Origin of the sequence: Bacillus smithii (assembly GCF_001050115.1) — a bacterium.
In the GTDB taxonomy this organism is placed as follows: Bacteria; Bacillota; Bacilli; order Bacillales; family DSM-4216; genus Bacillus_O; species Bacillus_O smithii.
Genome location: NZ_CP012024.1, coordinates 3,228,024 through 3,242,485, shown reverse-complemented (window position 1 = coordinate 3,242,485; position 14,462 = coordinate 3,228,024). Strand labels below are relative to the sequence as shown.

Below are 14,462 nucleotides of genomic sequence, written 5' to 3'. Positions count from 1 at the left end.
GCGATTCAAGAACATTTTTTGCTATTTCATTCGGCTTGCCCATTCCTCGAGGCGTTTTTTCGGAAGAAACAGCGATTTCGTCCAAAAAACGGGCCAAAACTGGAGGAATGGAGAGCCTTTCATGCAATAGGGGGTATACCCCCTTTTTTCATGGAAAGAAGAAGCTGAACGCCTCATTTTATAGCAAAGGAAGCAGCGTTTTAGCCAATGTGGCTTTTGCATAGGTTGCCGGATCCATTTTTTTGGCTTCTTTATACGTCATGATTTTCGATTGACGTATGTCTTCTTGAATCTCTTTCATGATCACGTTTTGGATAAAAGAAGGGTTGTAAATAAAGCAATTGCACTCAAAATTCAGGCTGACGCTTCTTTGGTCAAAGTTCGTCGTTCCGATAATGGCTTTCTCATGATCAATGATGATCGCTTTTGCGTGGTAGAAACCGGCTTGAAATTCGTAAACGTTTGCTCCTGCTTTCAATATTTGTTGAAGAAAAGGATAGGCGGCTTCCCGAACAAGCGGATGGTCTTTTTTACAAGGGATGATAACGGAGACACGGACGCCTCGTTTGAGAGCTTTTAATAAAGCATCTAAAAGGCGTTTCGTTGGAATAAAGTAAGGGCTGCCGATCAATATAGACTTTTTTGCTTTCAACAGCTCATTTTCTAATTGTTCATCAAGGCCGACTCCGTCCGAAAAGGTAAATTGATGCATGATTCCGCCATTTCCTGCATTTGGAACAGACGAGTCTGCAGGTTCCGTATCTTTTTCACCCGCCGCTTGCCAATCCATCCTAAATTCTTTTAGGAGATCTGAAACGCCAGGGCCTGTCAAGCGAAGATGGTAGTCGCGCCAGGGGGATAAACGCAGCTTTCTCCCGATGTATTCGCCGCCGATATTAAAGCCGCCGATATAAGCAATTTTTTTATCAATGATGGTGATTTTGCGGTGGTTCCGCTGCTGAAAAGTAAAAAAGAAAAAAGGGGGTTTCGGGCGGTTAGAAAAAGCAAACTGAACGCCATTGGCTTTTAACTGTTTGATCCTTTTTCTTTTTAAACCGAAGCTTCCGACCCAATCGCATAGAAGACGGACTTGTATTCCTTCTTTCGCTTTTTGCTCTAAAAGCTTTAAAAAATGTTCGCTAAGGGCGTCGTTTTTTACGATATAAAAGAGGATATCAATAGAACTGGTCGAATCGTTTATATCTTTAAACAAACGTTTGAAAAAATCCTGTCCATCCGTAATGAATTCAAGATCTCCTGTCTGTATAGGATAATTTCGCAGCGCGACGCGTTTTCTAAACCATTTTTTTCCGAAGTAAAAATCGATGGTCAACCAAATAATGAGAACGATAACCAATCCAACAGCCCACATCCATATCATAAAGCCATCCCCTTTCCATATGTCGTCATCTTTTTTTAGTCTGTCCCATTCCTAGCCATTTTACGTGCGAGAATGAAAGGATCTTGTTGCTTCAAGAAGCATTTAGCCTGTTATTGAAGATAAAATTCCAGGAATGAAAGCCTCGATCCGCTGTCTGTTTTTGGTTGATTGAAAAAGTTTGTTCGAGAAAAAGGTTGACTGAACATTCATTCATTATATAATAGAAATAAGTAAATTCAGAAAATTATATATTTTTACTCTAATATAATTGAAAAGAAGAGCTGTTCAAAGATAGGGGAAGGGAGTGCTGAAGAAGATATGAATGGATTATTATGGGTAAATTTGATTGCGGCCATTCTTGTCACTGCTTACGCTGTGTATTTGTTTGCCTATGTGGTCAAAACGCGAATAGAATACATCAAACTGGGAAAAAAAACAGAGTTTGACCACCGTGTTAAAGAGCGTTTGAACAAGATTTGGGTTTATGTTTTCGGCCAGCAAAAATTATTGAAAGACAAGAAAAGCGGAATATACCATGTGATTTTTTTCTACGGATTTATTCTTGTGCAGTTTGGGGCGGTCGATTTTATTTGGAAAGGAATTGCCCCGGGGTCCCATTTGCCGCTTGGTCCGGTGTATCCAGGTTTTACTTTTTTTCAGGAAATCGTCAGTTTGCTGATTTTATTTGCGGTAGGTTGGGCGTTTTATCGCCGATATATTGAAAAGCTTGTTCGTTTAAAACGAAATTTTAAAGCGGGACTCGTACTTCTCTTTATTGGATCGCTCATGATATCCGTATTGGCGGGTAACGGCATGGACATCATTTGGCACGAACCATCCATTAGCTGGACTTGGAACGAGCCGGTAGCTTCCGCCATAGCGGTGGCTCTAACGGGGATCGGCAAGACAGCTGCTGTCACCGTATTCTATATTTTCTGGTGGATTCACTTGCTCGTTCTGCTGACATTCCTTGTTTATGTGCCTCAATCTAAACATGCTCACTTGATCGCCGGTCCCGCAAATGTGTATTTAAATCGGCTGGACCATAAAGGAAAACTACACCCTATCAATTTTGAAGATGAATCTCAACAATCGTTCGGGGTCGGCAAAATTGAAGATTTCACACAACTTCAGCTTGTTGATCTTTATGCTTGCGTGGAATGCGGAAGATGCACAAATATGTGTCCGGCGACAGGGACAGGAAAAATGTTGTCACCGATGGATTTGATCGTCAAACTTCGGGATCATTTAACGAATTACGGAGCCTCGGTCACCTCCAAACAGCCTTGGGTGCCGGCGTTCGCTTTTCAAAATACGAAAGGAAATCAGCTTGCTTTGGCCGCGAAAAACGAAGGGTCCATAGAAGCCGCAGCCGCTGTAGACTATAACCCATCTTTAATAGGCGATGTCATCACCGAAGAAGAAATTTGGGCATGCACCACTTGCCGCAATTGTGAAGACCAATGCCCGGTGATGAATGAGCATGTCGACAAGATTATTGATTTGCGCCGCTATCTTGTTTTAACAGAAGGGAAAGTGGCGCCTGATGCCCAAAGAGTCATGCAGAACATAGAAAGGCAAGGGAATCCGTGGGGGTTAAACAGAAAAGATAGAGAAAATTGGCGGGATGCTCAAGAAGACGTTCATGTTCCGACTGTAAAAGAAATGAAGAAAGCGGGAGAGGAATTCGAGTATTTATTCTGGGTTGGATCGATGGGTTCATTTGACAACCGCAGCCAAAAAATTGCTTTGTCTTTTGCAAAATTGCTAAATGAAGCGGGCGTTAAGTTTGCCATTCTCGGAAATAAAGAAAAAAATTCCGGCGATACACCACGCCGCCTTGGAAATGAATTTTTATTCCAAGAGCTGGCTCAACAAAATATCGCGGAATTTGAAAAGATTGGAGTGCGGAAAATCGTCACTATTGACCCGCACGCTTACAATGTATTCAAAAATGAGTATCCGGATTTTGGATTCAAAGCGGAAGTCTATCATCACACTGAACTTCTGGCCAAGCTGGTAAGGGAAGGGAAACTCCGGCCGAAATATGAAGTGAATGAAACGATCACATTCCATGATTCTTGTTATTTGGGCCGTTACAATGATGTTTTTGACCCGCCGCGGGATATTTTGAAGTCCATTAAAGGGGTAAAATTGGTGGAAATGGAGCGCAATCGTGAAACAGGAATGTGTTGCGGGGCAGGCGGAGGATTGATGTGGACAGAAGAAGACACAGGTCAACGTATCAACGTGGCTCGCACTGAACAAGCGTTAGCTGTCCGGCCGACAGTGATTAGTTCAGGATGTCCCTATTGTTTGACGATGTTGTCTGATGGTACAAAGGCTAAAGAAGTGGAAGAGACAGTGGCTACACTGGATATTGCTGAAATTCTGGAAAGAGCAGTGTTTGGTCCGAAAGAAGCAGAAATGCCAATTTCATCTTGATCAAAAGACGATATAATGCATTAAATTTTGAATTTTCAAAAATGTATTTACCTTTCATCCGAATTTCATTTAAAATAAAGAAAAGATGATAAGGGGCACTTGTCCATTTCTCCTTATTCCATACATTGAGCGAATGTTCATTTGTGTGTAAGCGTTTCCTTTATAAGGGAAAGGAGATGGAAAAAATGGTGAAAACAGTGATTGTTGAGGGAGCAAGGACGCCGATCGGAAAACTTGGAGGGAGTTTACGTTCTTTAACGGCTCCCGAACTTGGAGCGGTCGCGATGAAAGAAGCGATGCTTCGAGCAAATGTTCAACCGGCGGAAGTCGATGAGGTGATCATCGGGACCGTTCTTCAAGGAGGACAGGGGCAGCTTCCGTCCAGACAGGCCGCGAGAAAAGCGGGAATTCCTTGGAACGTCAAAACGGAAACGATCAATAAAGTCTGCGCATCAGGAATAAGAAGCATCACATTGGCGGACCAAATCATTCGTGCGGGAGACGGAGAAGTAGTGGTAGCAGGCGGAATGGAGTCGATGTCCAATGCTCCTTACGTTTTGCAAAACGTCCGTTCCGGCTTGAGAATGGGCGATGACAAATTGGTGGATTTAATGATCTATGATGGTTTAACGTGCGCCTTTTCAGGAGTCCATATGGGTACGTTCGGAAACAAGACCGGAAAAGAACTGGGCATTTCCCGCGAAGAACAAGATGAATGGGCTTATCGCAGCCATCAGTTGGCCATTAAGGCAATGGAGGAAGGAAAGTTTGCCGAGGAAATTGTTCCTGTCGAAGTCCCGCAGCCAAAAGGCGAACCGGTGTTGGTGTCCGATGATGAAGCGCCGCGTAAAGATACGTCCATTGAGAAGCTGGCCAAATTAAAGCCGGCTTTTGATCGAGACGGAACGATCACGGCGGGAAATGCTCCGGGTGTAAATGATGGAGCGGCGGCTCTGGTTCTGATGAGCGAAGAGCGCGCCGAAAAAGAAGGCAAAAACATCCTTGCTCGGATTATTGCTCATGAGGCTGTGGCGGTAGAGGCGGAAAATTTTCCGAAAACTCCCGGATTGGTCATTAATGAGCTTTTGAAAAAAACCGGAAAATCAATTGATGACATCGATTTATTTGAGATTAATGAAGCTTTTGCCGTAGTGGCGCTGGCAAGCAGTCAAATAGCCGGGATCGATCTCGATAGAATCAATGTCAATGGCGGGGCGGTTGCTCTCGGCCACCCGATCGGGGCAAGCGGAGCACGGATAGTTCTCACGTTGGCATACGAGTTAAGAAGAAGAGGCGGCGGAATAGGAGTGGCGGCCATTTGCAGCGGCGGGGGTCAAGGTGATGCCGTTATGATTGACGTTCCCAAACAATAAAGCGTGGTTTTACCTGTTTGGTTGATGGACCTTTCGTCAGGACAGATGCGGCTCAGATATCGTTTTCACTTTAAAAGCGAGGGATTCAAATTCTATAGAAAAGATTACACGAATTCAATGGGGATACCGTTTTGACAACCGGAGAAGGAAGCCTCCGGCAGCTGCTCCTTTTTGCGCCTTTTTAGCTGGCGTGAAGGGGACGGAGGCTGTCTTCCTAATGAAAAAGAAGATTTGGAAGTGTCTGGTTCCCGAATGAATGGTTGAGGTGAAATGAATGGATATCAAAACGGTCATGGTTGTCGGCGCCGGCCAAATGGGGTCCGGAATCGCACAAGTTTGTGCGCAATCCGGCTATCAAGTTATCGTAAACGACATTAAGGAAGAATTTTTAGACAAGGGTTTCGCAGTCATTGCCCGAAATTTAGCCCGGCAAGCGGAAAAGGGAAAGATAACAAATGAGGAGAGAGATCAAACGCTTTCCCGATTAAGGAAATCGATTGATATTCAAGATGCCGGTGATGTGGATTTAGTCATTGAAGCAGCAGTAGAAAATATGGAAGTCAAAAAAAGCATTTTTGCTGAATTAGACAAATATGCGCCGGAGCACGCCATTTTGGCCTCCAATACTTCATCCTTGCCGATCACGGAAATCGCTGCGGCCACGAATAGGCCGGAAAAAGTAATCGGCATGCATTTTATGAATCCGGTGCCGGTAATGAGGCTTGTGGAGATTATTCGCGGATTGCAAACAGCGGAGGAAGTGTATCAATCCATTGAGTCCATGACCAAATCTCTTCAAAAAGTGCCGATTGAAGTAAATGACTTCCCTGGATTTATTTCGAACCGAGTGCTGATGCCGATGATCAATGAAGCCATTTATGCATTATATGAAGGGGTCGCAACAAAAGAAGCCATCGATGAAGTGATGAAATTGGGGATGAATCATCCAATGGGACCGCTTAAGTTGGCCGATTTTATCGGACTTGATACTTGCTTGTATATTATGGAAACCCTTCATGAAGGGTTCGGCGATGATAAATATCGTCCATGTCCGCTTTTAAGAAAATATGTAAAAGCTGGGTGGCTAGGCAAAAAAACGGGAAAAGGATTTTATGAATATTCTTAACATTGTTTGAATAAGGACAAAGGGGTTTAAAACAGGGACAGCGAGAAGAGCTGTTTAGGCTGTCATCACTACTTTCTTGGGGGGACAGCGATGAAGCTTCACTTCACGGAAGAACAGGAAATGTTTCGAAAAGCGGTTCATGATTTTGCCAAGGAAGAAATAGAGCCGTATTTGGACCGAATGGAGCAAGGGGAGTTTCCGAGGCGTATTGTAGACAAAATGGCAAAAAAGGGGCTAATGGGCATTCCTATTCCGGAAGAATACGGAGGCCGCGGACTGGATTTTATTTCTTATATTTTGGCAATTCAGGAGCTGTCCAAAGTCAGCGCAACCATTGGAGTTATTTTATCCGTTCATACGTCCGTTGGCACGAATCCCATTTTGCATTTTGGAACTCCTCAACAAAAACATAAGTATATTCCGAAGTTGGCAAAGGGAGAGTATTTGGGAGCTTTTTGCCTGACCGAGCCAGGTTCCGGTTCAGATGCGGCTAGTTTAAGAACGAGAGCGGTCAAACGAGGGGATCACTATATTATAAACGGTTCAAAGATATTTATAACGAACGGAGGGGAGGCGAATACATATATTGTGTTTGCCTCCACTAATCCTGAAGCAGGAAGAAAAGGGATTTCCGCTTTTATCGTTGAAAGGAAGACTCCCGGTTTTCATATAGGAAAAAACGAACGGAAAATGGGGCTTCACGGCTCTCGAACCGTTCAATTGACGTTCGAAGACATGAAAGTGTCAGCGGAAAACTTACTCGGAAAGGAAGGCGAGGGGTTTAAGGTGGCAATCACCAATCTCAATACCGGACGCATCGGCATTGCGGCCCAAGCGTTGGGAATTGCGGAAGCTGCCTTGGAAAAAGCGGTCTCCTATGTCAAAGAGCAGCGGTCAACAGGTGAATCGTCCATCTCCGAGCAAGGCGTGGACTTTCGATTGGCGGATATGGCAACGAATGTGGAAGCGGCAAAATTGTTAGTATACCGGGCGGCGTTTTTGCATTCCCGGGGGCTTCCATGCGAGAAGGAAGCATCCATGGCAAAACTATTCGCATCCAATATCGCCATGGAAGTCACAACAGAGGCGATCCAAGTCTTCGGGAGAGACGGCTATTCGAAAGACCATCCCGTTGAGCGCTATTTCCGAGATGCCAAAATCACCCAAATCTATGAAGGAACAAATGAAATACAAAGAATCGTCATTAGTAAACGGTTGTGAGAAGAGGTGCTGAAAATGAATTTTCAATTATCGGAAGAGCATGAAATGATTCGAAAAACAGTACGTGATTTCGCCCAAAAGGAAGTAGAGCCGACTGCAAGTGAACGGGACGAAGAAGAACGTTTTGATCGGACTTTATTTGAAAAAATGGCAGAATTAGGCCTTACTGGAATCCCGTGGCCGGAAGAATACGGCGGGATCGGCAGTGATTATCTTGCGTACTGTATTGCGATAGAAGAGCTGTCAAGAGTAGACGCTTCTATTGGCGTTACCCTTTCGGCTCATACATCTCTTGCCGGTTGGCCGATTTATAAATTCGGCAGTGAAGAGCAAAAACAAAAATATTTAAGACCAATGGCGGAAGGAAGAAAGATCGGAGCATACGGTTTGACGGAACCGGGATCTGGATCGGATGCCAGTGCAATGAAAACCACTGCGCGGCGGGATGGAGATGACTACATCTTAAATGGGTCGAAAATTTTTATCACGAACGGCGGTGAAGCGGATATATATGTCGTCTTTGCCATGATGGAACCGGAAAAGAAGCACCGTGGCATTAGCGCGTTTATTGTGGAAAGCGGATTTGAGGGATTTTCCATTGGCAAAAAAGAAAAAAAGCTGGGAATCCGCTCTTCGCCTACGACGGAAATTATTTTTGAAGATTGCCGGGTTCCAAAAGAAAATCTTCTTGGAAATGAGGGAGATGGCTTTAAGATTGCCATGATGACGTTGGATGGAGGGAGAAATGGGATTGCCGCTCAGGCGGTTGGTATTGCTCAAGGCGCTTTGGATGCCGCAATAGCCTACGCGAAAGAGCGTCATCAATTTGGCAAGCCGATCATCGCCAACCAAGGAATTTCTTTTAAATTAGCGGATATGGCAACCGGTGTAGAAGCAGCCAGATTATTAACCTATCAAGCTGCTTGGCTTGAATCGCAAGGTCTTCCATACGGAAAAGCTTCCGCCATGTCGAAGCTTTTTGCCGGAGATACAGCGATGAAAGTCACAATCGAAGCCGTTCAAGTTTTTGGTGGCTACGGGTTTACAAAAGATTATCCGGTGGAACGCTTTATGCGTGATGCTAAAATCACCCAAATCTATGAAGGAACACAAGAAATTCAAAAACTGGTTATCTCTAGAATGTTAACAAAGGAATAAAAATCGAAAAAAATATCAACGGCAAGAGCTTGCCTATAAAATAACCATGATCCCAATTGGACGAGAAGTCGGAAGTCTGACTCCTCTGCGTTTTTTTGCACAGTATCAAAAGGTCTCCGTCAAAGAGGGCGCCAGAATACGCAAAGGAGCGCAGACTTTTTTTACCGCAAATGGTCAAAAGCAGCCAAGACTAGAACAAACTATGCCTGATGAAAAGGCGGTCGATCGTATGAAAGGAAGAAAAGTTCATGCTTCTGTAAAAGATGAACAACTGATTCAAAAAAGGCGAAATGAGATGATTAGAGGGACGGTCCTTTTTTTAAAAAAGAGTTTCATCGCACAACTACTAAAGAAATGGCAAGTGAATTTAACTTCCCTCCGAAAGAAGTCTCCTACTTCTAAACGTGAAAGTGCGGAGGCACCAGTGAAAGTGGGAGATGAATTTCGGTTAGGCGTAGCCTAAAGTTGTCTCTTTTTTGTACTACGATATAATCAGTATTTATATAAATGAAAGACTGTTATATCAACGGAATTAGATAATAATAATCATTCGGTATTCCTTTTGTATTATCATCTTGTTCTGGTCGTAAAATATCGCAGACAAGTGATTGATGACCCCATATCTGACTATGCAAAAGATATGTTTATTCGACTTGGTGAACATTACAATATTTCCTTGGGCGAATGGAATCACGATCTTGACCATGTACATATTTTGTTCAAAGCACATCCGAATAGTGAACTATCAAAGTTCATCAATGCCTATAAAAGTGCAAGTTCTAAGACTTATCAAAAAGCATTTTCCACAAGTGAAAAGAAAACTTTGGAAAGAGTATTTTTGGTCAAGAAGCTTTTGCTTACTTACAACAGGTGGTGCGCCCATTGAAGTGATAAAGCAGTATATAGAAAATCAAGGGAGGAAGTGAGGTGATTTGATATGGCAAACAAAGCATATAAATTTCGTCTGTACCCAACACAAGAACAAGAGCAACTTCTTACAAAAACCTTCGGCTGCGTTCGTTTCGTCTACAACAAAATGTTGGCTGAACGAATGGAAACATATGAACCATTCAAGGACGACAAAGAAGCCTTGAAAAAGCAAAAAAAATTCCCGACTCCTGCAAAGTACAAAAAGGAATTTCCATGGCTCAAAGAAGTAGACAGCCTTGCGTTGGCAAACGCTCAACTGAATTTGCAGAAGGCATACCAAAACTTCTTCTCTGGTCGTGCTGAATTTCCAAAGTTCAAAAGCCGAAAGGCGAGACAGTCCTACACAACCAACGTGGTCAACGGAAACATTATGCTTTTGGATGGTTATATCAAATTACCGAAACTGAAACTTGTAAAAATCAAACAACATCGAGAAATTCCGTCACATCATATCATCAAGTCTTGTACGGTTTCTCGAACAAAAACAGGAAAATACTATGTTTCTATTCTCACTGAATACGAACATCAACCTGTACAAAAAGAAGTACAAGCTGTTGTTGGCTTAGATTTTTCCATGAACGGTTTATTTGTCGATAGTGAAGAAGGTAAGACAGCCAATTACCCTCGTTTCTATCGCCAAGCCTTGGGAAAATTAGCGAAAGAACAGCGTGTTCTATCACGCAGAAAGAAAGGTTCTAATCGTTGGCACAAGCAACGACTAAAAGTGGCGAAGCTACATGAAAGAATTGCGAACCAACGAAAAGACTTTCTACATAAGGAATCGTACAAATTAGCGAAACTATATGATTGCGTGGTTATCGAAGACCTCAACATGAAGGGAATGTCCCAAGCACTAAATTTCGGCAAAAGCGTTGCTGATCATGCATGGGGCATGTTCACGAAATTTCTCCAATACAAGTTAGAGGAGCAGGGGAAAAAGCTTCTCAAAATAGATAAGTGGTTTCCATCATCCAAAACTTGTTCATGTTGCGGTCAAGTAAAGGAGTCTCTATCTCTTTCTGAGCGCATATTCCATTGTGATTGTGGTTTTGTAGCAGATAGAGATTGGAATGCTTCTATCAATATCAAGCGTGAAGGATTGCGACTGTTGGCATTAACATCATCATAAATAGAGCATGGAACAGGCTCGATAGCTAAGTAAATTTCGTACCGTTAGGTGCGATTACCTTAGAAGCCCCCAACTCTAAGCGAAGCGAAGGTGGCGGGTAGTTCACAGTACATAAAATGGATTTTAAAAACGTTGGAACAAGGAAAGAGCTAAAAGATTTGGCAGGTTTCTGTGTATTCTTTCCGATAAAAAACTGCGTATTGTAAAAAACCAAATCAATTTCGTCTGTCCAAGACATAAACATAAATTGTGAATATCTGTCTTTTTTACAAACCACCCTTTCATTTGGAACGAAAGGGTGTTAAAAGAAGAAGAGGAAAGGATGAAATCAATTTTGTCGTACGGATGGAAAGGCCGGTCGGTTTCTGATCATTCATAAGACATTTCAATATTTTGCTCATCTCTTCGAAAGACGGGACCAAGCACGTCAAGTGATGATCAAAAGAGGGGTCCCTCTCTTTTGCTGAAGCTGCAGTAGGGAGTAGTATATGAAGAATATTCGCGCTATAATAATACAGCGAAAGATAACTTGGGGCGTGGAGCGATGAAAATTTTGCGAAGATGGGTCGCAATCGGTTCCTTTGTAGCTGTCTCCTCCTTTCTTTATGAAAAACAATTGGGAGCTGTTCCTTTTTTGTTTTTATCTATTTTTTTCCTGACGGCTGCTTATCGAGTGAAGACAAAAGATCGGAAGAAAATGAATGTGAGCATCTGGGGAACTTCTTATAAGAGTGAAAAAATGAGTGAATAAGCGGATTATATATGGCATAAACAAAGCATTATTGTTTATAATGGAAAATATGTATTCTAGTGTTCAATAATGTACAGAGCGTAATTTCAGCATAAGAAAAGGCCGGGTTTTAATCCGTGTTCTTTATGTGCTCTTGAGCAGGAAGCACCCGAATGGATCAACACTTTGTTTTTTTCGCTCCTTAAAGAGTGTGGAAATAGAGAAAGGAAGTGCGAACAGTGAATCTTGAACAGTTGTCGAAAGATGAGTTAAATGAAATGTCTTTTATTGAGCTGGCCTTTGCCATTCTAGAAAACAAAAAACAAGCCATTCCATTCCAACAATTACTGAACGAAATTCAAAAAATATTAGAGTTGTCCGATGAAGAAATTCAGGATAAAATGGTTCAGTTTTATACGGATTTAAATATTGACGGTCGTTTTCTTGCCTTAGGTGAAAACCAATGGGGGTTAAGAGCGTGGTATCCAATTGATCAAATTGAAGAAGAAACCGCTCCGACGGTTAAAGTACGAAAGAAAAAGGCGAAAAAAGCGGTGGAAGATGAACTCGAAGATTACGATGATACGGTGGAGGATGGTGATTTCGAAGATCTGGATGATTTTGATGACAGCCTCGACGAAGTAGAAGATCTGGATGACGAAGAGGATTTTGACGATTTGGATGAAGAAGAAGATTTTGATGACGATCTTCTGGATGAAGACTATGATTTGGACGAAGACGAATTGGACGAGGATTTAGACACTATTGACAAAGAAAAGGAATTATAATTCTGCGCTTGACTTCTTTTAATGAGAATTGTAGTATGTTATCTGGGCTCTATAAAAACTTTTTTGTATATAAAGAAGAAAGAACGCTCCCTTACTGTTCATAGGTAAGAGGGGCGTTTTTGTATTTTACCCAAAAAACTAAGGAACATTATATACAACAGTTGTTTCAGATATCAGCGAACATTATGAAGGGGGAACTAAATTGACAAAATATATATTTGTAACTGGCGGTGTGGTTTCTTCTTTGGGAAAAGGAATTACGGCTGCATCTTTAGGCAGGCTTTTAAAAAACCGAGGATTAAATGTGACGATTCAAAAATTTGATCCGTATATCAATGTGGACCCAGGTACAATGAGTCCATATCAGCATGGAGAAGTGTTTGTTACGGATGATGGAGCGGAAACGGATCTTGACCTTGGGCATTATGAACGTTTTATTGATATTAATTTAAATAAATACAGCAACGTTACAACCGGGAAAGTGTATTCGGCTGTATTAAGAAAAGAAAGACGCGGTGAATACTTAGGCGGAACGGTGCAAGTTATCCCCCATGTAACGAATGAAATTAAAGATCGGGTATTTCGGGCAGGAAAAACGACGAACGCGGATGTGGTGATCACAGAAATCGGCGGAACAGTCGGCGATATCGAGTCGCTGCCATTTTTAGAGGCAATCCGTCAAATTAAAAATGATGTTGGGCGTGACAATGTGATGTACATCCATTGTACGTTGATTCCTTATATAAAAGCAGCTGGTGAAATGAAAACGAAGCCGACCCAACATAGCGTAAAAGAATTGCGCAGCCTCGGCATTCAGCCAAATGTGATTGTCGTGCGTACAGAAATGCCGATATCGCAAGAAATGAAAGATAAAATTGCTTTGTTTTGCGATATAGATCCAAAAGCTGTCATTGAGTCAAGAGATGCCGATACATTGTATGCCGTTCCGCTCGCTCTTCAAGAACAAAAACTAGATGAAATTGTTTGCCAACATTTGAAATTGCAATGTCATGAAGCGGATATGACGGAATGGAAAGAACTTGTCGACCGCGTGAGAAACTTATCGCGAAAAACAAAGATAGCTTTGGTCGGAAAATATGTGGAACTTCAAGACGCTTATATTTCCGTTGTTGAGGCCTTAAGACATGCCGGGTACGCTTTTGATTCAGAAATTGAAATTCAATGGGTCAATTCGGAACATGTGAACTCGGAAAATGTATCCGATTTGCTCAAAGAGGCAGATGGAATTTTAGTTCCGGGCGGATTTGGCGATCGGGGAATTGAAGGAAAGATCGTTGCCATCCAATATGCCCGAGAGAATCGGGTTCCATTCTTGGGCATCTGCCTTGGCATGCAGCTGGCGTCGGTGGAATTTGCTAGAAATGTACTGGGATTGGAAGGAGCTCATTCTTCTGAAATTCGTCCTGATACAAAATATCCGATTATTGATTTGCTTCCGGAACAAAAGGATGTAGTGGATCTTGGCGGAACTTTGCGGCTTGGATTGTATCCTTGCAAGCTTTCGGAAGGGACAAAAGCGTATGAAGCTTATAAAGAAGAAGTCATTTATGAGCGTCATCGCCATCGATATGAATTTAATAACGAATATCGGGAACAAATGGAAAAACATGGTTTTGTTTTTTCCGGTACAAGTCCGGATGGGCGTTTGGTTGAAATCATCGAATTAAAAGATCATCCTTGGTTTGTCGCCAGCCAATTCCATCCTGAATTTACTTCAAGACCTACTCGTCCGCAGCCGTTGTTCCGTGACTTTGTAAAAGCCGCTATAGAAAATCAAGCATAAGAAAGTATCTTATTCAGATATAGATCAAATGAATGTGTGGAAAAACACATCTATCATTTGACATGAAATCGTTGAAAGAGGACAAGGCTTTTTAAAAAGATCAATAGAATGATGGTCAATCGAACTTCTGTGCAGAAATTGGTTAGCCGCTTCTGCACAGAAGTTTTGTTTTTTTGGATCGCTTTCAAACAGTCAATCAGCACGATTATGGATTATTTTTCCTTTTTGAGTGAATGGGCCATTCATCCTTTCAGAAAGGTCGCAGACAAACGGATGGAATGAATGGAAAATGAAACGTGAAAAAGGGCCTTAATTTTGTGGAGGATATTTTTTGTTTAAAATCTACTTTTATAATACAATATGGCAAAATTATGGTT

10 protein-coding genes and 2 pseudogenes are annotated in these 14,462 nt (G+C 42.2%); 11 read left to right on the top strand and 1 reads right to left on the bottom strand.

What is annotated here, in order from left to right; all coding sequences use genetic code 11:
* Positions 1–178 precede the first annotated feature (178 nt).
* Complete coding sequence (gene cls, locus BSM4216_RS15190; protein WP_048624259.1) at positions 179–1,381, bottom strand: cardiolipin synthase; 1,203 nt, start codon at positions 1,379–1,381, stop codon at positions 179–181.
* A 318-nt stretch (positions 1,382–1,699) separates the two neighbouring features.
* On the opposite strand from cls, the gene BSM4216_RS15185 reads away from it, so the two are divergent.
* The 11 genes and pseudogenes from BSM4216_RS15185 to BSM4216_RS15135 all read left to right on the top strand — a co-directional run bounded on the left by BSM4216_RS15185 (position 1,700) and on the right by BSM4216_RS15135 (position 14,085).
* Positions 1,700–3,826 (top strand): (Fe-S)-binding protein, encoded by a 2,127-nt coding sequence (locus BSM4216_RS15185; RefSeq protein ID WP_048624258.1) that lies wholly within the window; start codon positions 1,700–1,702, stop codon positions 3,824–3,826.
* Positions 3,827–4,011: 185 nt separating this feature from the next.
* Complete coding sequence (locus BSM4216_RS15180) at positions 4,012–5,199, top strand: acetyl-CoA C-acetyltransferase (protein WP_048624257.1); 1,188 nt, start codon at positions 4,012–4,014, stop codon at positions 5,197–5,199.
* A gap of 274 nt (positions 5,200–5,473) precedes the next feature.
* Positions 5,474–6,325: a 3-hydroxybutyryl-CoA dehydrogenase gene (locus tag BSM4216_RS15175; protein ID WP_048624256.1), complete on the top strand. Its 852-nt coding sequence runs from the start codon at positions 5,474–5,476 to the stop codon at positions 6,323–6,325.
* A gap of 90 nt (positions 6,326–6,415) precedes the next feature.
* Positions 6,416–7,546: an acyl-CoA dehydrogenase gene (locus tag BSM4216_RS15170; protein ID WP_048624255.1), complete on the top strand. Its 1,131-nt coding sequence runs from the start codon at positions 6,416–6,418 to the stop codon at positions 7,544–7,546.
* A gap of 15 nt (positions 7,547–7,561) precedes the next feature.
* Entirely contained in the window at positions 7,562–8,704 is a 1,143-nt protein-coding gene (locus BSM4216_RS15165) for an acyl-CoA dehydrogenase (protein WP_048624254.1), read from the top strand.
* Between the two features lie 229 nt (positions 8,705–8,933).
* A pseudogene (locus BSM4216_RS16560) lies at positions 8,934–9,079 on the top strand (TetR/AcrR family transcriptional regulator); the annotation flags it as partial.
* Positions 9,080–9,224: 145 nt separating this feature from the next.
* Positions 9,225–9,630, top strand: a pseudogene (tnpA, locus tag BSM4216_RS15155) (IS200/IS605 family transposase).
* A gap of 11 nt (positions 9,631–9,641) precedes the next feature.
* Positions 9,642–10,763 (top strand): RNA-guided endonuclease TnpB family protein, encoded by a 1,122-nt coding sequence (locus BSM4216_RS15150; protein WP_048622484.1) that lies wholly within the window; start codon positions 9,642–9,644, stop codon positions 10,761–10,763.
* Positions 10,764–11,307: 544 nt separating this feature from the next.
* A complete protein-coding gene (locus BSM4216_RS15145; protein WP_040341037.1) occupies positions 11,308–11,514 on the top strand; it encodes a hypothetical protein in 207 nt (68 codons plus the stop codon).
* Between the two features lie 218 nt (positions 11,515–11,732).
* Positions 11,733–12,281: a DNA-directed RNA polymerase subunit delta gene (gene rpoE, locus BSM4216_RS15140; protein WP_048624252.1), complete on the top strand. Its 549-nt coding sequence runs from the start codon at positions 11,733–11,735 to the stop codon at positions 12,279–12,281.
* A 202-nt stretch (positions 12,282–12,483) separates the two neighbouring features.
* A complete protein-coding gene (locus BSM4216_RS15135) occupies positions 12,484–14,085 on the top strand; it encodes a CTP synthase (RefSeq protein WP_003353371.1) in 1,602 nt (533 codons plus the stop codon).
* The last annotated feature ends 377 nt before the right edge of the window (positions 14,086–14,462 follow it).